Source organism: Arthrobacter sp. NicSoilB11, assembly GCF_019977375.1.
Lineage (GTDB): Bacteria > Actinomycetota > Actinomycetes > Actinomycetales > Micrococcaceae > Arthrobacter.
In genome coordinates, this window is record NZ_AP024657.1 from 1,993,692 (window position 1) to 2,012,904 (window position 19,213).

General features: G+C 63.3%; 16 protein-coding genes. 9 read left to right on the forward strand and 7 right to left on the reverse strand.

The features are described 5' to 3' along the window. Window positions 1-191: 191 nt before the first annotated feature. Window positions 192-608 carry a VOC family protein gene (locus tag LDO14_RS09215; RefSeq protein WP_263422498.1) on the forward strand — a complete coding sequence of 139 codons (417 nt, stop codon included), beginning with the start codon at window positions 192-194 and terminating at the stop codon, window positions 606-608. Window positions 609-767: 159 nt separating this feature from the next. Here the strand turns inward: LDO14_RS09215 and LDO14_RS09220 are convergent, their stop codons facing one another. Together LDO14_RS09220 and LDO14_RS09225 are read right to left on the reverse strand one after the other, a co-directional pair. Further along, window positions 768-1,079: a 4a-hydroxytetrahydrobiopterin dehydratase gene (locus LDO14_RS09220; protein WP_223994978.1), complete on the reverse strand. Its 312-nt coding sequence runs from the start codon at window positions 1,077-1,079 to the stop codon at window positions 768-770. Window positions 1,080-1,550: 471 nt separating this feature from the next. Further along, the gene (locus LDO14_RS09225) at window positions 1,551-4,454 is read right to left on the reverse strand and encodes a hypothetical protein (protein WP_223994980.1); all 2,904 of its coding nucleotides are present in this window, start codon (window positions 4,452-4,454) and stop codon (window positions 1,551-1,553) included. 1,322 nt (window positions 4,455-5,776) lie between these two features. On the opposite strand from LDO14_RS09225, the gene LDO14_RS09230 reads away from it, so the two are divergent. Then, window positions 5,777-7,060, forward strand: a complete 1,284-nt coding sequence (locus tag LDO14_RS09230) for a DUF2254 domain-containing protein (protein ID WP_223994982.1) — start codon at window positions 5,777-5,779, stop codon at window positions 7,058-7,060. Between the two features lie 291 nt (window positions 7,061-7,351). Here LDO14_RS09230 and LDO14_RS09235 read toward each other — a convergent pair whose 3' ends face one another. Next, window positions 7,352-7,786, reverse strand: coding sequence for an SOS response-associated peptidase (locus LDO14_RS09235; protein ID WP_223994984.1), 435 nt, complete (start codon window positions 7,784-7,786; stop codon window positions 7,352-7,354). A gap of 525 nt (window positions 7,787-8,311) precedes the next feature. On the opposite strand from LDO14_RS09235, the gene LDO14_RS09240 reads away from it, so the two are divergent. After that, window positions 8,312-9,826 (forward strand): glycosyltransferase, encoded by a 1,515-nt coding sequence (locus LDO14_RS09240; RefSeq protein ID WP_223994986.1) that lies wholly within the window; start codon window positions 8,312-8,314, stop codon window positions 9,824-9,826. Window positions 9,827-10,053: 227 nt separating this feature from the next. Here the strand turns inward: LDO14_RS09240 and LDO14_RS09245 are convergent, their stop codons facing one another. After that, the gene (locus LDO14_RS09245; RefSeq protein WP_018771053.1) at window positions 10,054-10,269 is read right to left on the reverse strand and encodes a hypothetical protein; all 216 of its coding nucleotides are present in this window, start codon (window positions 10,267-10,269) and stop codon (window positions 10,054-10,056) included. A 160-nt stretch (window positions 10,270-10,429) separates the two neighbouring features. On the opposite strand from LDO14_RS09245, the gene LDO14_RS21575 reads away from it, so the two are divergent. From LDO14_RS21575 to LDO14_RS09270, 6 genes are all read left to right on the forward strand, one after another. Further along, a complete protein-coding gene (locus tag LDO14_RS21575) occupies window positions 10,430-10,564 on the forward strand; it encodes a hypothetical protein (RefSeq protein ID WP_018771052.1) in 135 nt (44 codons plus the stop codon). A gap of 62 nt (window positions 10,565-10,626) precedes the next feature. Further along, window positions 10,627-12,768: a glycogen debranching N-terminal domain-containing protein gene (locus tag LDO14_RS09250; RefSeq protein ID WP_223994988.1), complete on the forward strand. Its 2,142-nt coding sequence runs from the start codon at window positions 10,627-10,629 to the stop codon at window positions 12,766-12,768. 339 nt (window positions 12,769-13,107) lie between these two features. Beyond that, window positions 13,108-13,380, forward strand: a complete 273-nt coding sequence (locus LDO14_RS09255; protein WP_026266036.1) for a hypothetical protein — start codon at window positions 13,108-13,110, stop codon at window positions 13,378-13,380. Window positions 13,381-13,682: 302 nt separating this feature from the next. Next, complete coding sequence (locus LDO14_RS09260; protein WP_223994990.1) at window positions 13,683-14,003, forward strand: hypothetical protein; 321 nt, start codon at window positions 13,683-13,685, stop codon at window positions 14,001-14,003. Between the two features lie 250 nt (window positions 14,004-14,253). Further along, window positions 14,254-14,457, forward strand: coding sequence for an SHOCT domain-containing protein (locus LDO14_RS09265; protein WP_223994992.1), 204 nt, complete (start codon window positions 14,254-14,256; stop codon window positions 14,455-14,457). Continuing rightward, window positions 14,454-15,023 (forward strand): sulfocyanin-like copper-binding protein, encoded by a 570-nt coding sequence (locus LDO14_RS09270; RefSeq protein WP_223994994.1) that lies wholly within the window; start codon window positions 14,454-14,456, stop codon window positions 15,021-15,023. The genes LDO14_RS09265 and LDO14_RS09270 overlap by 4 nt, the downstream gene beginning before the upstream one ends. Before the next feature lie 123 nt (window positions 15,024-15,146). On the opposite strand, the gene fdhA is transcribed toward LDO14_RS09270, so the two are convergent. The 3 genes from fdhA to LDO14_RS09285 form a co-directional block, all read right to left on the reverse strand. Continuing rightward, window positions 15,147-16,361 (reverse strand): formaldehyde dehydrogenase, glutathione-independent, encoded by a 1,215-nt coding sequence (gene fdhA / locus LDO14_RS09275; protein WP_018771030.1) that lies wholly within the window; start codon window positions 16,359-16,361, stop codon window positions 15,147-15,149. 142 nt (window positions 16,362-16,503) lie between these two features. Continuing rightward, on the reverse strand, window positions 16,504-17,910 hold the full coding sequence (locus LDO14_RS09280; protein ID WP_018771029.1) for a ferredoxin reductase: 1,407 nt from the start codon (window positions 17,908-17,910) through the stop codon (window positions 16,504-16,506). Further along, on the reverse strand, window positions 17,907-19,208 hold the full coding sequence (locus LDO14_RS09285; RefSeq protein WP_018771028.1) for an aromatic ring-hydroxylating dioxygenase subunit alpha: 1,302 nt from the start codon (window positions 19,206-19,208) through the stop codon (window positions 17,907-17,909). Before LDO14_RS09285 ends, LDO14_RS09280 begins: the two co-directional genes overlap by 4 nt. Between the last annotated feature and the right edge of the window lie 5 nt (window positions 19,209-19,213).

A 19,213-nucleotide genomic window follows, 5' to 3' on the forward strand; every position in this document is an offset into this window, starting at 1 on the left:
GACTACCCTGCGGGGCTTCATACGTGCCGTCGCCCGATGCTCCCGGGCCTGGCTTACCCACCAACATCAACGCCTCAGGGCTGCCCTCATCGCGCGCACAGTATTCAACAATCGGAGACGAGTAGGGAGCCCTGACCCACCAAGGAGACACCTAAATGCGACACCATCACACCGCCCTGCACGTTACGGACATGGAACGCAGCGCGCGATTCTACGAGGACGGCCTCGGACTAACCCGCTTGGATGCATGGACCTCGGGACCATACATCGGCGAACTTTACGGCCGTCCCAACGTAAAGGTCAGAGCCATGCTTCTCACCACCAATGACGGAACCTTCCGGCTCGAACTTGCCCATGCCGAGCCTCTCCTGCCCGCAGTCGACCCATCAGATGCACAGCCAGGCACGGCACACCTTGCCTTCACAGACATTGACGTACGGCAGGTTTACGCCAAGATGACGGCCCTTGGTTACAAGGCCGTATCCGAACCAGTTGCCCCGACCTCAGGCCCCATTGCCGGCGGGTGGCTCGTCTACCTCCTCGACCCAGACGGAAATCGGGTGGAGCTCATTCAAGCACCAGACTGGCAAAGTGCTGACCAGACATAAAATCCTCCTGCTGCAATCGGATTCCTGGCCTGGCACCATATTGTGGCATCAGGGGTCCGATGCTGCTCGCTAAAGTCCCCCGGTCTGTAGAAGGACCTGAGAACCCAAAACGAACATGGGGCCCGACTCCTCCACGGCCCCTGCCCGACGGCGGGAGACTCAGTCCGCGGCCGCGACCCCAAGGTCCGCGGCGTGGCTGCTGATGGCGCGGGCCAGGTCGATGTCGCGGCTGGTGATCCCGCCGACATCGTGGCTCGAGAGCGTGACGCCGACCTCGGGGTAGGTGAGCGTGAGGTCGGGGTGGTGGTTGGCCTCCTCGGCGGAGGCGCCGATGCGGTTCACGAGCTCCAGGCCGGTGGAGAACTTCCGGGTCCTGAATGTGGCGGCGAGGGCCCCACCGGTCACGCGCCAGCCGGTAAGCCCGGCCTCGGCGATCTCGGCGGCGGACAGCTTCCATTGGGGATCAGTCATGGTGCCATCATGGCTCCGGAGGGGCGCCGTGGACTACCCCTGCAGGCACCACGCCTCCCAGTGTGATGGCCGGCTGGCAACTTCGGTAAAGCTCCGCACCGTGTAGGGATGACGCTGTCACGCCCTGGCAGGTGAGGGATTGGCCCGGCGGCGGTGATCAACCGCATGAATTCGCCCCAGGAAACGACGGACCGAGTTCGGGGAATTGCCCCCCAAAGGAGTGTGTGGACAATGTCCACACTTTTCGTAGCAGAGTGCCTCGTACCGCCCACGAACTGCTCCGGATTCTGGATGTTTTCGCCGGTTCCCAATGTTTGCAAGGGTTTGAATATAGTTCGAGTCCCACTTCGGGCACAGTGATTCCGCAGGTCAAAGGCCATCTGTCTTTCATCCGTTGTTCCTAATACCGGGTATGTAATCGAGAGCCCAGGGCAATAAGAATCTCTGCACGGAGCCGAAGCCGGGGCGAAGTTACATCTCATCCGGCTTGTCCTTCGCGGCTTGGACTTTCAATCGGGAGCCGTCCGGTCTCAGGCGCCACCAGAACCACCCCATGACTCCAACAACCACGACCGCCATGGTTGTGCCGGCAGGCGCGCGCCCTTCCTGGAACTCCCAATCCTTCAGTAGGCTCTCACGGGCGACAGCATAACTGCTTGTCTTGAAGTAGTTCCCGTGGGTAGCTACTAGCGCCTGATAGGAGTCAGGCTCAATCTCAAGGGCGGTGGCATCCAGTGCGTTCTTATCTGCAGTGTCGTTTGGATACGAGTAGACAGGGAAGCCGAGGTAGTCCGTTCGGCGCCATAAATTTTGCCAAACTCCTGGGCCGTCTGCTCCTCCACGCAGAAGCCCCACAAGATGGCCTTGAGGCGGATTCTGCGGCAGTAGGGGTGGCGTGGGCAAAAAGCGGTCCTTCCATGGATCGCTTGCGAAGTAGCGTGGTCCCTTTACTCCTGGCGTTCCAAGGACAGCCGGTCCCCACAGGTCGGGGAAGAACCTCCCGAAGTATGGGCGGAGCTGAATCCCGAAAGTAAGCAGCCTGATCCTGGATAGGAGCTCCCTGGTCTTCTGCTCGGCGGCTTCCTTGGCGGCTGCGGTAGCCATATTTTCTCGCGCGTCGAGCTCCTTTTGTTGGACCGTGGCCGCGAGATGATACAGGGCGGCGATGCCTAGGACGGCTCCAAGACTGTGCGTAGCCAGGAGGATGCGACGCGCAGGCTGCACCTGATCGAGCACCTCCGGATCATCTACTTTTTTCTGGTCCGTGAGCCATTGGAGCATCCTGCTTGCCAGTTCGGGAACCGCGCGTTCGGAGTAACAAGCAGGACCAAAAGGATGGCCGGCCCTTGGCAGCCAAGCCACCAAGTCCCAGAGGAGCCCCAGCGGCCTGCCTGTTCCCACTGCCGCACTGGTAATCGCTGCGCCCACTATCAGGGCCCCTGCTGCTGTTAGTGCGCATGTGGTCACCCAGGTGCCGGCAGGTGCGAACGTTTCCCAAAGCCATTGTTGCTGCAGCCACTGGCGGCCTGGACCGTACTCATGGAGGATCGTCAATGCCAGAACCACGATGACGCCAAACATAGTTGCCAGGGCTGCGATCTCTACTACTCGCTCCCCGCGCTGAAGCAAGGCGCTTCTGCGACGGACAGCCAAAATCTCCGATGTATAGGGCTGTTCAACCTCAGCGATGTCAGGATTTGTGACTCCGTTACCACTCCATAGGCTGCTGAGCATTAGCGCGGCCACTAACAGTACGGCGGCCAGGACCAGGAGCACCATGACTCCACCAGCTGCCCAGTAGAGGAAGGGGATTTTGATTGCAGAGGCGTCGTCCTTCAGTAGGTTGCGGAAGAGCGGATGGTTGGTGTCCTGTTGCCAAAGGAGTCCGCCAGCCTGCAGCCAGTTGCCGATTCCGACGACGATTGCGCTGGAGTAGAAGGCAGCGAGCAGGAGGCTGAGGTACATCATCACGGCAGGAGCAAGACCGTGCCACGCTTCAGCCTTCCGGCCAAGTGGCCGCACCGGAGCCCTCTCTCCCTGTTTCATGAGGGAAGCCGCCACAGCGATCAAGCAGATTGCGCACACTCCATAGGCCGCGCTTACGGACATTGGTGCCCTATCCAAGCGGCTGACGATGATGAGGCCGCCGATGAAGCCGCAACACCATAGCAGCGTTCCCCAGAAGACGGCGGCAGCCGGGCTCAGTCGCATGAAACACCCCGACGTCGCAAATATCGCCAGGAGGGCCACCAGCACGATCGGCACGATCTGGGCCACGGTAAAGGGGGCTGTTTCGTTCACAGTAGTAGCGCGGCAGACCACCACGACGGTCAAAAGATAGACGAGGAGACTCGCAAGGAGAAGAGCCACCGCCAAGGCCATTCGCGAGAACCTGACCTTGAAGGGTGCCCGCACGCTCTTTGATCCCCAAACCATGACAGATCCTGCTACAACTGCAAGCAAAAAGCAGGCAATAGCCGCAAAAGTTGTGGCGGCGGCAGCGTCGTCCTTCGAATTTGCCTTGAGGTCAGCAGCGAGCAGGAATGCGACGAGCAGGACAGTCGCGGCAATGTGCGCCACGCCCGTCGGCGAGTTGACCCTGCGAATCCAGAGCCGCGGTGCAGCGAGGACAGGTGCGTCCTTCAACATATTTCTCCGGGTCTTTGGCTTCTCCCCGGGTACTTTCAAATGACTCTGAACCCGTTTCTGATCGGTGAACCGGGTGCGGAAACGAACATCGCTGGACAGGCTAACGGCTGCCAAAAGTGTCACGGCGAGGATCGGAAAAATTGATACGGCGGCAAGGCGCTGACCCCGCTCCAGGTCGCGAAGACCATCGAACCAGTGCGGCAAGGCATCGCACATCTGGCGTTGCCCATTCTCAGTACGAAAGCACTGAACAGCGACAAAGTCCATGGCGGCCGTGGCCACGGCAGTGGCGAACAAGAGCGTCAACAGCAGACTGAAGAGACGCACGAGCGCCGCGCCTGTGCCTGGACCGACATCGCCTTCGCGACGGTTGTCAGCCTTTAGAACACGGGCCCAGTAGGCAGCGTTAGCAAGACCGAATGGTGCGATCAAAAACCACCCGATGTTATATAGTGCCCGGGCAGCCTTGCCTAGAAGTCCAGACGGCGCGAAGCGGTCCAGCTTGCCCCAGCTGTATGCCTCTATCCGTATTCGCGAATCTGGCGCCAACAATGCTTCCGCGGGCGGCTGCTTAGCTTTGTAGAAACCAGCTAGATTGTCGGCGAGTTTGATGCCGTCAGCGTCGGCTGGCACCACATCGCCCGGCTCGACCCCCAACATTTCATGAGGCGGAGTATTACGAACCCCATGGACGCGGAGTTCGAGAATTTCCAGCGCTGAGGACATGGCCCCTCCTTTGCGGCTTCCCCAGCTCGTGCCCGTCAGAGTACGACTGTCGAATGCAGAAGTCCAGAGTATGGAATATCAATGTAACCGAGGCGGCTATACAGGAGTCAGCGGCTTTCAGACCGGTACGCCATATCGACGACGGGACACCTCACCCCGGGCTTAGGCGTCGGGGCTGGCGCAGCGGACCCTGACAGCTTTGTTTCGCGAACCCATGCACGCCAACACCGTCGACGTCGGGGTGGCACGGACTTTTTTTCTCGTCCATCTCTGGGGAAGATGCCGACGCGGACCCGGGATGATGGCGCCCACGATAGTTTCACTGAAGACAATCTATTTTCCCTCCCGTCCGAATTGAGTAAGCATTCTTACCAATGGGTGGCCAATCAGTGTCCTCGAGCTCCTTGAAGTGGCACAGCGCCTGGCCACGCCGTCGCGCTGCGGTGGCGACCCAGACCGCGCCCTTACGGTGATCGTTCCGGCCCTTCCTGGGTTTCCCTTCTCGCCCCAGCGACCAACTTTGGACGAGCAAACGCATTAAACTCTGGCACCACTTGATGACCGTCATCTCGGCCTCCAGCAGTACGCGGCGCATGGTGGTGATCTCGGCGCCGGAATCACCTCGCGGCTCGGGGAGGCGTATCGTGGCGCCGTCGCAGGTACCATCTCTTGGCGGTCGCTGCCCCGCTTCACATTGACGAGGCGACAGTTACCGATGAGGAGCGGGAGCATCTAGACAAGGTTCAGGCGCGGATCGCAGCCGAGGGCGCCTACCAGCATTAGCAGACCCTGCCCCTCACCCTCGCCCCAGCGCTGTCGCCCTCGGCCCGCACGACCTTGCAACCCCACCACGCAGCTGGGCGGAGCGGACGTACGACGTAAGGGGATACACGCTCATGCCCCGTGGAGGACACTTCGCGCCCCACGAAGAACCCAACTGCTCGCCAACGACATCGCCGCATCCCTACAAACCCTATGACTCCTGTGGTTATCTATGGCTGGGACTGGGAGCTTTTGGGGTAGCTCCCGAAAGCAGTAGCGGTAAAAAACCTAACTCGGGGAGCCCGCCCTGTTCCGTGCGGGACTTGGCGGTGTGCTGGTCGCACACGGGTGGCAGAAACACCTCGGGTGGTTCGGCGGTGGCGGTATTGAGGAGACCAGCAAGGGCATGGATGCCATGGGCTTCCGTCCTGCGAAGACCAGTGACCTCCGGTGGACCGGACTCAGCACAGCGCCCCTTGACGACCGAGGACCGTCGGCAGAGAGTGGCACATGTGAAGCGTGTGGCTCTTCGGGAGTATCTGGCGAGCGCACTGTGGGCGATGCCGACATGCGCCGTCGTGCTCGCGCTCATCGCGGGGGCGAGCCTTTCCGCTGTGCAGATCGACAAGACGTCGCCTCTTGCAGTCCTCCTCTTCCAGGGGACATCCGATGACGCCCGGAACCTGCTCGTGAGCATCGCCAGCACGATGGTCACGGTCATCGCCCTCGTCCTGGGACTTACCGTGGTGGCCCTGCAGCTCGCGTCGACGCAGTTCAGCCCTCGGCTCCTGCGGAATTTCCTCCGCGACATCCCCAACCAGCTGACCCTGAGCGCCTTCGTCGCGACCTTCGCGTACAGCACGGCGGGGCTCTACACGGTGGGCATCGCAGGCGGCCAACGCATCGAGGAGTACCCCCGACTCGCCGTTAGCGGCGCGCTGATGCTGCTGTTCGTGAGCATGGTGATGCTCGTGTTCTTCGTCCACCATCTATCGCATTCGATCCAGGTGGACCAAGTCATGAAGGGCGTCGAGACGGCGACGCTGAAGGTGATCGAGCAGTCATACGTCCCCGGCGACCCTGGGATCCCCATGCCGGACGTGCCGCAGGGTGCCACCGCCCTGCCGGCACCGGCATCGGGATACGTCCAGGCTTTCCATGTCGGGCCATTCGTCGGTGCACTCGCGGAGCGGGGCCTGAAGGCACTGATGGTGCCCATGGTGGGCCGGCACGTGGTTGCCGGAGCACCCATCGCCTGGGTATGGGACGTCGCTGACGGCAGCGGGAGACCGTATGTGCCCGAGGCTTCCGCCCCGCTTCGGCGTGCACTAGCGCAGAGTGTACGCATCGGCTACGAACGGACCCTGGAGCAGGACGTCGCGTTCGGGATCCGACAGCTCGCGGACGTCGCGTCCAAGGCGCTCTCGCCAGCTATTAATGACCCATACACGGCGAACCAGGCGGTCGACCATCTGGGCACGATCCTCGCCGCGCTTACACTCAGGCAGCACGGCCCGCGAGCAGTGACAGACGCCCAAGGTACGGTCAGGCTCCACATCCCGGCCCGCGACTTCGCCTACTTCGTCGATCTGGCCCTCGGACAGGTTCGGCGTTACGGATCGAACGAACCCCGCGTCGTCAGGGCGTTGCTGCGGGTGTGCCGTGATCTCGCCTGGTTCGGAGACGCCGCGCACCGCGCCGTCGTTCGGCAGTATGTGCAGACCCTTATGAGCGACGTAACCCGGCTCGTGGCGCAGACAGCCGATCGCGACCCCCTGCTGGAGGAGGGCGCAGCGGTCCTTGACCTCTTCGACATGGCGGACGGCCCTCCGGGCACCTCTTAACTCCATCCTCCTCCCGCCGCAGGGACGGCCGGAGAGCGGAGGCAGCCAGTGGCCTGGTGCCACGCTATTTCAAGTTCAACGCAGGAAGGTCAGAGGGCACGAAGAAGGCGCGCCCCGTTCGCTGAGCGCGCGCCCTTCCCGTATAGAACTGTTACTCCTTGAAGGCATCCTTGACCTTTCAATGCCGGCCAATTTCGCCATGCAAAAACAATTACATGGGACGCAGAAGCCTGCCAGCCATAAGCCACATCGGGGCATGCGGGAACGGCATCGTGGTGCTCTACGCCTCGATCACTCGGCCGGCTCGATATGCTCAGGTCCGTTGTTACGGACGCTGTTTACCCTCGTGCTGACAACTCGGGGTGTCAGGGTTGGCTCCGGCAGAGCCCAGCAGGTGCTCTGCCACTCAAAGTATCCGTCAGCTGGCAGGATTGCCCTTCGTTTGACCGCCGCTTTGCGGAAAGACGGCTTCTCCAGTTCACTGCGGGCATTGATCAGCTTTTTGCCGATCTTGATGTCTTTCGCCCAAGAGGGGACCAGACCCCAGTGGGCCACGAGCAGATGCCGCTCGATGGAGCCCTCGTCCAGGCGCTCAGCCACGATATGCACGCTCTGTGTCGGCGCCACATTCCAGCTCGGAGGAGGCGGGTCACCTTCTACCTCTTTGGCATCAAAGTAGCTCAGAAGGTCGCCGGTGGCCTTGGATATCACGTATCTGCCGCACATGACGCCATTGTGCCTGAAGGCTGTGGTCAGTAGGCGTCGAAGCGAACCAACAATATTTGTGCCACCTTTCAGAAGTGCATACGGGCTCTCCCTGGCCGTTCATGACCGAATCGTTCCGCCTGCTGCGGGCGTACCTGCCGTTCGGTGCGAGTGAGTCCTGATTGGAGCAGTTAGGCCCCAGCGGTTCTGTCCAGGGCCTAACTGATATTCGGATATGTCACGCGTTGAACAGGTCAGGTAGCTGTTTCGCTTACTGGAGGGCACCTCACTTCGCCTATAGGTTCAGCACCAGAAATAACGACTTTTTGAGATTCACAGACACGTTCAGAAAGCACAAAGGAATCGCTCATGTTGTGGCAGACGTGAGAGGGCTAGGTCATGGACGGTGCTTCCAACACAACTCCTGCCGGAAAGCCTGAGGGGCCAAGGATTGCAGGGCCGTCAACAGGAGAACCAAGCCCACGCCGATCGAGTACTACTTGGGTCAGGCGGTGGTGATAGGGTCGGGCCGGTTAGACTCGTTTCATGCGCAGAACCTCGGCACGAGGCCCCGACGCCGCTGGGAGCGAGCGCGTACTCATCCTGTCAGCAGGGGTAGGAGCGGGGCACAACAGCGCCGCGGCGGCGCTGCGGCAGGCGTGTGCCGCGCGCGCCGACATTGATGAGGTGCAGGTGCTCGACGTGCTGCAGGTGAGCAGCGTGCTCTACCGCTCACTGCTGGGCAAGGGTTACTTCGTCCTGGTCAAGGACTTGCCCTGGCTGGTCGAGTGGGGCTACGACATCAACGACCGTCCGTTCCGGCGCCGGGTCCCAGTTGATCCCTGGACACGGGTGAACGCTCTTCCGGTGATCGGTGCGATCAAGCGATTCCGGCCGACCGCAATCCTGTGCACGCACTTCCTGCCAGCCCAACTGCTGGCGTCGCTGCTCCTTCGCGGCGTGATTGACGCGCGGACCGCCGTCGTCATGACGGACTACGACTTCCAGGGCCTATGGCTTACGGGGGCGTTCCATGCGCTCTTCCTGGCCAGGGAAGAGGGCAGGGTGGAGCTGATAGCGCTGGGTTTGCCCCCCGACCGCGTCGCGGCCACGGGCATCCCGATCGCCAGCCAGCTGGATGTAGCGCCTGCGCGCGATGTAAACGAGCCCCCGATGCTGCTGATCTCGGCGGGCGCGACTGGCGGAGACTATGCCGTCTCGGTCGTGCGGCAGACGCTGCACATGCGCTCATCCTTCACGGCCACGGTTCTGTGCGGACGCAACGATGCCCTGCGGCAGCGTATCGAACAGCTAGTGGCGCCCGCTGGCGACCGCTACCGCGTGCTCGGCTTCACGGCGGAGATGCCCGAGTTGCTGCGCCGCGCCGACCTGTTTGTGGGCAAGCCGGGCGGTCTGGCGGCGGCGGAGTGCATGGCTGCAGGGCTGCCCATGGTGCTTGTGAACCCCATTCCGGGGCAGGAGGTTCGCAACGGGGATTACCTGATGGAGCAGGGGGCGGCGGTCCGTTGCAACACTCCCGCGACGATCGGTTGGAAGATCGACGAGCTGCTGCGGGAGCCGGGCCGCCTGCAGCGGATGCAGGCGGCGGCGCGGAGAACGGGCCGCCCTGACGCTGCGGCGGACGTGCTGACCGGGCTGTTGGACGGCCCGTCCCGTCCCCTCGTCGTGACACGCGCAGCGCAAAAGACAATCCTCGCCGAGAGCGAGCGGCGAGTCGTTTCGACCGATCTGACGGGACCTTCGTCGCTTGTCAGCATGATCGACTCGGCGGCGGGCAGCACGGTCGCGCTGCTGCGAGCCGAGGAGCTGGGAGATCTGCAGAAGTGGTACGCCACCCCGAACGGGGGTCTGCTACTGCGGCGCGGTCACGCGCTCAGGTCGCTCAGATGGGAGGAGCGGCGGCTGCTCCGCGCCATTCTGCGCGGGGACAACGAGCTGCACGTCCGTGTCGAAGGGCCCTCGCCACCGCCTCGCATCCGCCCCTCCCGGTCGCCAGCAGCGGCAAAGAGCCAGGCAGTCGACCCCGAATCAAAAAGCTGAACAGCGAACAGCCGGCTTCGTTTCCGGCTGTGTCGGGTTGGTTCGGGATGGCCAGCACCGGTGCATGGGCCGGGGGGAGCGGGCACAACAAGACTTTGCTGATTGTGGTGGGAAACTTCCTCGGACGGCTACTTTCTTCGGCGCGGGAGATGGGGCACCTGTCTGTCCTGCCAAAGTTTGCTCCCATCCGGCGGGGACGAGCCGGTAGAAAGACTGAGGAGCAGCGCTTAGCGCTTCCCGTACTTGCGGTGGACGGCTTGTTTGCTTACGCCCAGGCACAGGGCAATGGCTTCCCAAGAAAGGCCGGCCTGCCGGGCCTTCCTGACCAGGGACGCTTCGGTGCGCCCAACCTCCTTCTGCAGCTCAGCGACCGCGCGCAACGCGTCAGCGGGGCCCTTGCCGTCCATTGATGCAACCAATGTCTTCATCCGGTCCACCTCCATGCGTCAACATTAGTTGACGGAAATCGCCAGCGTCAACATTTATTGACAATTCCTAAGGTCCTGCAGACGGGTGTGAAGTCAGCAGTCCTCCAATACTCACGGGACAGCCACATGCCCCAGCCTCACCAGGACCAGTCTGAAACGGCTGGGGCTCGTCCCCATGAACTCGCGTCCCGCCGGCGATGCCGTCCGGGGGAGTTCCACCCAGGTCTTCATGCGGTCGACGTCGCTCCAGTCCGTTGTCGAGGATGTGCGGGATGACGCCCTGCCACTCCTGCTGACGGCCCTTTCATGAGCCCTGGCGGCGGCGTATCGTCTATTCCGCCGGGAACGGTCGTAGCCGTCAGAGGAGCGGACATGGCTGGATGGAATGCGGACACAGCGGCGGGGCCGGTGGGGGCGGGAACCGTAACGCTGGTGGAAGGTTCATGTTTCTGCATCTCCGCCGCCAACGGCGACATCCATTCGGAACTTCCCCACGGTGTTTTCCACGAGGACACCCGGATCCTTTCCGGGTGGAGCATGACGGTGAACGGCCAGTCGCTCGAGCCGCTGGCCGCGGAAACGAAAGAACCCTACCGGGCACTGTTCATCGGCCGCGTTCCGCGCGGGGACGGATACGCGGACAGCCCTCTGATCGTGGAGCGCCTGCGGGAAGTCGCTGACGGCGTGATAGAGGAAATCACCATTCGCAACTACTCCGGAAACCCTGTGGAGTGCAGCGTCTCCGTTGGCGTCGATTCGGATTTCGCGGACCTGTTCGAGGTGAAGGAGGCGAGGGTCCAGCGGCGCTGGGAGGTCGTCCGTGGAGCCGACGGTGATTCCCTGATTATCAGCGCGGCATGGCAGGACCTGCGGAAGGCTGTCCTGGTGCGGGGACGCGGGGCCGTGGCCACCGTCGGCGCACTCACGTACCAGGCGGTGGTGCCCGCTTCCGGCCACTGGAGAACGCGGCTAAGCGTTGCACCGGCCGGGCAAAAGGACGTTTCACGCCCTGTCCGGCACGGCACCTCACAGAGTGACCGGCGGCACCAGGAATGGGTCGCGAAAATACCCAGGCTGCAGATGACCAACCGGTCCATCGAACGGACGCTGCGGCGCAGCTACGACGACCTCGGCGCACTTCGGATCGAGGACCCTGCGTATCCGGAGCGGATTGTGGTGGCCGCAGGAGCGCCATGGTTCATGACCCTTTTTGGGCGTGATTCGCTGTGGGCTTCAGAAATGGCCCTGCCTGTGGATCCGTCACTGGCTCTTGGCACCCTGCAGACCCTGGCTGACCGCCAGGGCAACGTGGTGGACCCGGTGAGTGAGGAGGAACCCGGGAAGATCCTCCACGAGGTACGGCTTGGGGTATCTTCCGGGCTGGCTCTGGGCGGAAAGTCGGTCTATTACGGCAGCGTGGACGCCACTCCGCAGTTCGTGATGACCTTGGCCTCCGTCAGCCGGTGGGGTTTCGCCAAGGAAACCATCGCAGCCCTCCTGCCCAACGCGGACCGCGCCCTGGACTGGGTCCGGAACTACGGCGATAAGGACGGCGACGGCTTCGTCGAGTACTGCCGCCTCAATGACCACGGCCTGCTAAACCAGGGGTGGAAGGACTCGTGGGACGGCATCAACTTCGCTGACGGCACCCTTGCCGAGCCGCCGATAGCCCTTTGCGAGGTGCAGGCGCTGGTGTACTCCGCGCTGCAGGCACGGGCGTGGATGGCGTACGACGGCGGCGACGCGGGTTTGGCCGCGCAGCTCACCGATGAGGCGGCGGCGCTGAAGAAGAGGTTCAACGAGGCGTTTTGGCTGCCGGAACGCGGCTACTTCGCGGTAGCGCTGGACGGCAGGAAACGCCCGGTGGATGCCTGCGCCTCAAACATGGGCCAGTGCCTGTGGCACGGCATCATTGATGATGACAAGGTGCCGATGGTGGCCGAGCGGCTGATGTCGCCTGAAATGTTCAGTGGATGGGGCGTGCGGACCCTTGCCACAAACATGGGCGCCTACAATCCGGCAAGCTACCACAACGGGTCTGTTTGGCCCCACGACAATGCCATTATCGCGGCGGGCCTGATGCGTTACGGCTTCGTGGAGGAGGCGCAACGGATCGCCACGGCCCTGCTTGAAGCGGCGGACTACTCCGACGGGCGGCTCCCGGAACTGTTCTGCGGTTTCAGCCGGGAACAGGTAACCGAACCGGTACCGTACCCCACGGCCTGCTCACCCCAGGCGTGGGCGGCCACCACACCCATCATGCTGATCACCAGCCTGATGCGGTACGACGCCCACGTGTCGCGGGGCGGCTTCTGGATGGATCCTGCTCTGCCGGCATCGTACGGGGATCTGCACATTACCAATGCGCCCCTGGCCGGGGGCCGGATCACCATTGACATCACCCCCTCTGGCCCATCGGTGCAGGGCCTGCCGGAGGGCATCACTTTCCACCGCGAACACCGTCCGTGGCTGAGCGAGCTCATTTCGCAGGCCGGACTCGACGCCGAAAGCTAAGCGTCCGGCCGGCGTCGTCTTTCAAGCGGCGGTGTCAGCTCCAGCCGAGGCCCGGGCCCCAGATGATTCTTGGCACGCAGGTATCATCGGCGCAGGACCCCTCTCACGCAGATGCCCGGGAAAGGCTGGGCCGGCGGCGGTTAGAGGGCAGCATCCTGTCTCAAAGCTGCCACGGCCGCCGGCCCTGTCCCCATTCAAGGTCCTGCCCCCAACAAGCGGGACCTTGACGTCCGTCTGTGACGCCCACCTCATTCTGGCTTAGAGGGAATACCAGTGCTGGTTTTGGGCTTGTTCCCAGTGAGGCGCCGACGGTTGGCTGCCTCGTTCGAAAGGACCCTCTTGCCCACTGCTTTCATTCCCTTCACTATGCGCGCCTCGGTCCGAGACGACCACCGGCGCACCTTCCGCACCGACATCGAGCGGATGACTGACGGACATCTCCGGTGGACGCCGCTGGACGTTATCAAGTCAACGAACACCCAGGCCCTGTTCCGCGGGGCTGCGCCGAAAGGCCCGCACACCGCGACCGATGCGAGCCTCGCCCAGTACCTTCAGGACCGCCTCATGGCCGAGAACATCCACCTGGATCTCAGCGTCCGCATCGATCGTTAGGCGCATCTGGGGAGCCTCGGACCATTGCTGGTCCGAGGCTTTGTTGTGCCCTTGATTCGACGGTGCCAAGACAGTCAGAATAGGTCTTTGTTCAGTTGTGCAGGGCTGCAGAGCCTGCTCCCACAGTCCGTCGGGGCGAAACCGGGCTGGTCTCCATTTCCCGCAGCATCTCCACCGAAACCGCTTTGCCAGTGAAGAGGCGTGCCATGTATGGCGCACTCCGTTCAGTGTGCGCGCCCTTCCCGTTGCGTTTGTCACTGCTTCGAGCGTCCGAAACGACCCTGCCTGCCCACCGTAACGGCGTGGAGGGTATCCAAGGGCAGGAGCCCTTCCAGGGTGGCACCATGCCCGGGTTTGGCCCCTACGGGCTGGGCCTGTGGGAGCATGCGGACGGATGCTCGAAGGAGTCGCGGCACGAAGGAAGGGGCTCATTCTGGGGATACCGGACCATAGCAGTCAGCAGCGCTGACGGGAGCTACCAGGCGGCGATGACAGTCACAACGCCATCACTGCCCACCGAACTCGAAGACCCGTCCACCGGGAACAGGCGTGACCTCCTGGACAGCCAGATCGAGTCCTCCCTGAACGAGACCCTTGACCGGCTCTGCATGTCAACCAGATGAGAAAGTGCCTGCTGTTCAAGGCTTGGTTTGAACACAGCACAGATGGACGATCCGGCGGAATGCGCCGTCGCGACGGGCGGGACGCCAGGGAATCCCGTGGCTTCGGGAAGGCCCGAAACCAGGTGACTAATGGCTCTGTTCGCCCGTCGGTGACCGCGCAAAGCTGGAATGAACGGCAGGGATTGAAGGGGCGGGTCCGGGGATGATGTACGGAGGGTATGGCGACTGGGGTGTGGGCGGTTGGATTGTCATGGCCCTGATGATGCTGCTGTTCTGGGGTGGTGTGGTGACGGTCGTGATTCTTCTGGTCCGCGGCGGACGCCAGGGGCACGGGGGATACTACGGGTCTGCTCATGATGAGGCTGAGCGGATCCTGAATGAACGTTTCGCGCGGGGGGAAATCGACGCTACCGAGCTGAATGAACGCCGGGCTGCTCTCCGACGCAGGCCGTGAAGACACTCTCCCGCAGCACGCAGATCCTGATCGGGGCTATCGCGACAGTACTGCTGACCGCGTTGTCCATGACGGGGATCGCGCTGCTGGGCGGTGGCCCGAATCCGGGCGGAGCAGGGAATCCCGGCACCACCCGCTGCGCGGCGCCGAGTTTCGCCGGCACCGTCGTGAACGTCACCACCATCGATAGGGGCGGGCCCATGATGGCCGGTCCCAGGATGATGCGCGGCAGCATGCGCCTGACCGCGGACCGGGCCACCGTGGCCCACGGCAAAGTGTCCTTCCTGGTCACCAACGCCGGCACCATTCCTCATGAAATGCTGGTCGTCCCCGTGGCGGGCACCCAGAGCGCAGGAACGCGCCCCGTGGGCCGGGACGGAAGAGCCGACGAGGCCGGCAGCCTGGGCGAGGCCTCCGCTGCCTGCGCCGAAGGTGAAGGAGAGGGGATCCTGCCGTCCACGAGCGGCTGGGTCACGCTTGACCTGCCGCCCGGGCGATATGAACTGTTCTGTAATCTCCCGGGCCACTACTGGGCAGGGATGTACACGGAGCTCACCGTCACTTGAACCGGCCGGAGAACCGCAGGCGGCGGGGGAGCGATACCGGACAGGGGGAGCGGGTCCGCCGGTGACGAACCGGCGGACCTCACACGAGGTAGCCTGCCCAGGCAGCCCGCTTCCTGCCCGGATCTAGTTGCTGAGGTAGCCGTTCGGGTCCAGGACGTACTTTGTGGCCGCTCCGGCATCGAATTCCGCGTACCCCCGCGGTGCATCATCGAGCGCTATGGCTGTGGCGTTGACCGCCTTGGCGATCTGGATCTTGTCATGCAGAATCGCCATCATCAGTTGCCGGTTGTACTTCATCACCGGGCACTGGCCGGTCGCGAAGGAGAGGGACTTTGCCCAGCCAGTGCCCAGGGACAGGGACAGAGAACCCTTCTGGGCCGCCTCGTCCGCGGCGCCCGGGTCTCCGGTGACGTAAAGGCCGGGAATGCCCACGGACCCGCCGGCGGCGGTCAGGTCCATCAACGAATTGAGCACGGTGGCCGGCGCTTCCTTGGCGCCATGCCCGTGCCCGCGGGCCTCGAAACCGACTGCGTCAATACCGGCATCGACCTCCCGAACGCCGAGGATCTGCTCGACCTGGTCGGCCGGGTCGCCGTTGGCCACGTTGACGGTTTCGCAGCCAAAGGACCGGGCCTGGGCGAGACGATCCTCATTGAGGTCCCCTACGATGACCACGGCGGCCCCCAGCAGCTGGGCGCTTGCCGCCGCGGCAAGTCCTACGGGTCCGGCCCCGGCAACATAGACGGTTGACCCGACGCCGACACCTGCCGTGACGGCGCCGTGAAATCCGGTGGGGAGGATGTCGGAGAGCATGGTCAGGTCCAGGATCTTCTCCAGGGCCTGGTCGCGGTCGGGGAACCGCAACAGATTCCAGTCGGCATAAGGGACCAGGACGTACTCCGCCTGCCCTCCGACCCAGCCGCCCATGTCGACGTAGCCGTAAGCGGATCCTGGGCGGTCCGGGTTCACGTTCAGGCAGATCCCGGTCTTGCGCTCCTTACAGTTCCGGCAGCGCCCGCAGGAGATGTTGAACGGGACCGAGACGATGTCCCCGACCTTGATGAACTCGACGTCGGGCCCGGTCTCGATGACTTCCCCGGTGATCTCGTGACCCAGGACCAGGCCGGCTGGGGCGGTCGTGCGGCCGCGAACCATGTGCTGGTCCGACCCGCAGATGTTGGTGCTCACGGTGCGCAGGATGACGCCGTGCGGGACCTTCCGGCCGACGTTGACGGGATTGACTCCGGGGCCGGCCTTCAGTTCAAAGGTGGGGTAGGGGGTATCGATGATTTCGACAATCCCGGGTGCCTTGTACGCAACGGCTTTGTTGGCTGACATGGGCATGGCTCCTATGGTTGGTGTTCGAATTGGCACGGAAGGCCTGACGCCGGCTGCATCAGACCTTCCGTGGGGCAAGAGTTGTCAGTTTTCGTGAAGCAAGGGGCGTGGATTGAGGTGCCGGGCGGGCCGGACCGAGCGGCTAGGCGTCGATAACCATGTCGGTCAGCGCGGTTGAACAGCAGGGAAGGAACTTGCCTGCAGTGATCTCACGTGCCCGGATCCCGCCCTGGTGGTTCATCTCCACCTCGCCGGAAAGCTTGACGACTTTGCAGGAGCCGCACATACCCTCCTTGCAGTTCGCGCCGATCCGGACGCCTGCGCGCTGGGCCACTCCGAGGATGTGTTCGTCCGGGCCGATCCGCACATTGATGCCCGTCCGCATGAAGGACAACGTGAGGCTGCCCGTTCCCACAGTGTCAAAGCTGGAGGCGTCGGGGGACGCGGCCTCCGGTTCCGCATCTGATCCGCCTTCGGCGGCCGCCGGGCCCGGGTCGACCGTTTCCAGTGGCAGCCCCGTGGCCTTCAAGGTTCCCTCGTCGTCGTAGCCGGGCTCGTAGAGCCCGAACGCGCTGGGCTGGCTTTCGAAATAGTCCTCGGCGGAATCGGCGATTTCCTCGGCGATCTCCTCCGCGATGTCCGACGCGAGCGCGATTTCTGCCTGGTATTCAAGGAGCGTCTGGCGATCCCCCGAGAAGAACTCCATGTAAATGGAGGTGTCGTCGACGCCGACCTTCTTAAGCAGCTCGGTGGCGGTGTTCAGGTAACCTTCCGGGCCGCAGGCGTACACCTGGCGGCCGTTGGCATCAGGAGCGACCTCGTCGATCATGGCCGAGGACAGCCTTCCGCTGAAGCCATCCCACTCCTCGGGCCGGCCGCGGTCGCCAAGGGCGTAGAAGACCTTGACGCGCGAGTCCACCGACGCGATGTAGGCCAGTTCCCGGTGGAAGGCAAAGCCGCCGGCTTCCGCTCCGTGGTAGAGCACTACCACATTGGCCGTACCGGGCAGCGAGTGGATGGTCCGCAGCATCGACATGATCGGAGTGATGCCGGCGCCGGCAGCCAGGAAGAGGTACCGTGCGCGCCGGTCGGCATCGGGCAGGTGGAATGCCCCCACGGGTCCCAGCATGTCCAGGACGGTGCCGGGTTTGACGTTGTCATGCACCCACGGTGAAACCAGTCCGCCGGGATCGCGCTTAACAGTGACGCTGAAGGTCCAGGGTTCCGTGGGTGAGCTGGAGATTGAGTAGCTGCGGTCCACGGGTTCCTGGTCCTCGCCGTTCACGGGAAAGGCGATATTCACGTACTGGCCGGCCCTGAATGCCAGGGGTGCGCCGTCGCAGCGGCGGAACACGAAGGTCATCATGCCCCCGGCCTCGGGTACGGTCTCCACACATTCCGCCATGAACTCCTGCGGATGCCAGGGACCCAATGCACGTGCAGCGCGGGCGGGTGCCTCGGCGCTGCCCATTACCCTGTTCCACGGCATCTCAAGGCCACGGATGCGTTGGGGTTCCTGGACTACCGTTTCAGTAAGGAGTTCCGTCATGCCAAGTGCTCCTGAACGCGCTGAACGTACCAGTTGATGAAGGCCTCCACCTGGTATTCGCTCTTCATGTAGGGGCCGGGCTGGTAGGCAGGGCTGCCGGCACCCTTCTGGCACAGTTCCACGAACGCCTTGTCCTGCAGGTTTGTCTGCTTCCAGGTGTAGGTGAGCTTGTCCAGGTCGTAGTCGACGCCTTCTTCCGCGTCGTCCGCCACGAGCCAGGTGGTTCGCACCAGCGACTGGTGTTCGTTGATGGGGAAGACACCGAAGGTGATGACGTGGTCCCCAAGGAAATGGAACCAGCTGTTGGGCTGCAGGTGCATCGAGCAGCGGCCAAGGCGGAAGTCCGGAAGGTCGCCAAGCAGTTTCTTGGAAAGCCTGCGTCCGTCGGGCGAGAACGATTCACCCTCGCCGTCGAGCGATTCCCGTGAGATGCGGATTCCCGCGATGCGCGTGTCGAGCTCCTCGACCACCTCGTAGGGAAGGCCGTAGCGGCGGCAGCGCTCCTCGAGCGATGACTGTGCGTTCTTGTTGCGGTCCCACACTTCCTCAAGGTGCGTCGGGATCAGCCCCTCCGTGAGGCCCCAGGTGGGGAAGAGGGAGCAGGCGAGTTCGGGGTGGCCGTCACAGTGGTAGCACTCCCGGTTGTTCTCCATGACCAGCTTCCAGTTGCCCTCTTCGATGATGTTCTGCTGGTAGGCAATCTTCGTCTTCGACAGATCGTGGGGCGCGAGGTAGGGCTCAAAGATCTTTGCGGTTTCATCGAAGTCCGTCGGCGGCACGTCCGCAATGCAGACGAAGATCAGTCCTGCCACCTCGCGGCCGTGGGCGCGCTTGAGGCCGAAGCAGCTCTTGTCGAACTTCGTTTCCCCCGGGGCCGAGGCGTGGATCAAATCGCCGCTGGGCGAGTAGGTCCAGGAGTGGTAGCCGCAGACCAGGTTTCCCGTTGATCCCGTGGATTCCGTCAGGACGCGGGCGCCGCGGTGCCGGCACACGTTGTGCAGTACGTTCACGCCGCCGTCGTCGTTGCGCAGCACGATCAGGGAATAGGGCCCGTAGTCGACAGTGACGTAGTCGCCCGGTTCCGGCAGTTCGGCAGTGCTGGCGGCAAAGATCCAGTGCTGCCCGAAAATGGCCTCCATGTCGATATTGAAGATCGTCGGGTCCGTGTAGAAGGGGGCATCGAGGGAATATCCCGTGCGCCGGAACTCGAACAGTTCGGTGATTTCCGCCAGTTGCTCGGCAGGCAGGGATGCAGCGAGTTTTCCGCGCTTGAGGGGGACGTTCACTGAAGCAGTCATGTTGG

Bases quoted from the DNA above. Each gene is read 5' to 3' on its own strand.
- LDO14_RS09265 (WP_223994992.1), top strand. From the start codon at position 14,254: ATGGCCCTGATGATGCTGCTGTTCTGGGGTGGTGTGGTGACGGTCGTG.
- LDO14_RS09240 (WP_223994986.1), top strand. From the start codon at position 8,312: ATGCGCAGAACCTCGGCACGAGGCCCCGACGCCGCTGGGAGCGAGCGC.
- LDO14_RS21575 (WP_018771052.1), top strand. From the start codon at position 10,430: ATGAACTCGCGTCCCGCCGGCGATGCCGTCCGGGGGAGTTCCACCCAG.
- fdhA (WP_018771030.1), bottom strand. From the start codon at position 16,361: ATGTCAGCCAACAAAGCCGTTGCGTACAAGGCACCCGGGATTGTCGAA.
- LDO14_RS09285 (WP_018771028.1), bottom strand. From the start codon at position 19,208: ATGACTGCTTCAGTGAACGTCCCCCTCAAGCGCGGAAAACTCGCTGCA.
- LDO14_RS09235 (WP_223994984.1), bottom strand. From the start codon at position 7,786: ATGTGCGGCAGATACGTGATATCCAAGGCCACCGGCGACCTTCTGAGC.
- LDO14_RS09245 (WP_018771053.1), bottom strand. From the start codon at position 10,269: ATGGAGGTGGACCGGATGAAGACATTGGTTGCATCAATGGACGGCAAG.
- LDO14_RS09225 (WP_223994980.1), bottom strand. From the start codon at position 4,454: ATGTCCTCAGCGCTGGAAATTCTCGAACTCCGCGTCCATGGGGTTCGT.
- LDO14_RS09230 (WP_223994982.1), top strand. From the start codon at position 5,777: ATGCCGACATGCGCCGTCGTGCTCGCGCTCATCGCGGGGGCGAGCCTT.
- LDO14_RS09220 (WP_223994978.1), bottom strand. From the start codon at position 1,079: ATGACTGATCCCCAATGGAAGCTGTCCGCCGCCGAGATCGCCGAGGCC.
- LDO14_RS09215 (WP_263422498.1), top strand. From the start codon at position 192: ATGGAACGCAGCGCGCGATTCTACGAGGACGGCCTCGGACTAACCCGC.
- LDO14_RS09250 (WP_223994988.1), top strand. From the start codon at position 10,627: ATGGCTGGATGGAATGCGGACACAGCGGCGGGGCCGGTGGGGGCGGGA.
- LDO14_RS09280 (WP_018771029.1), bottom strand. From the start codon at position 17,910: ATGACGGAACTCCTTACTGAAACGGTAGTCCAGGAACCCCAACGCATC.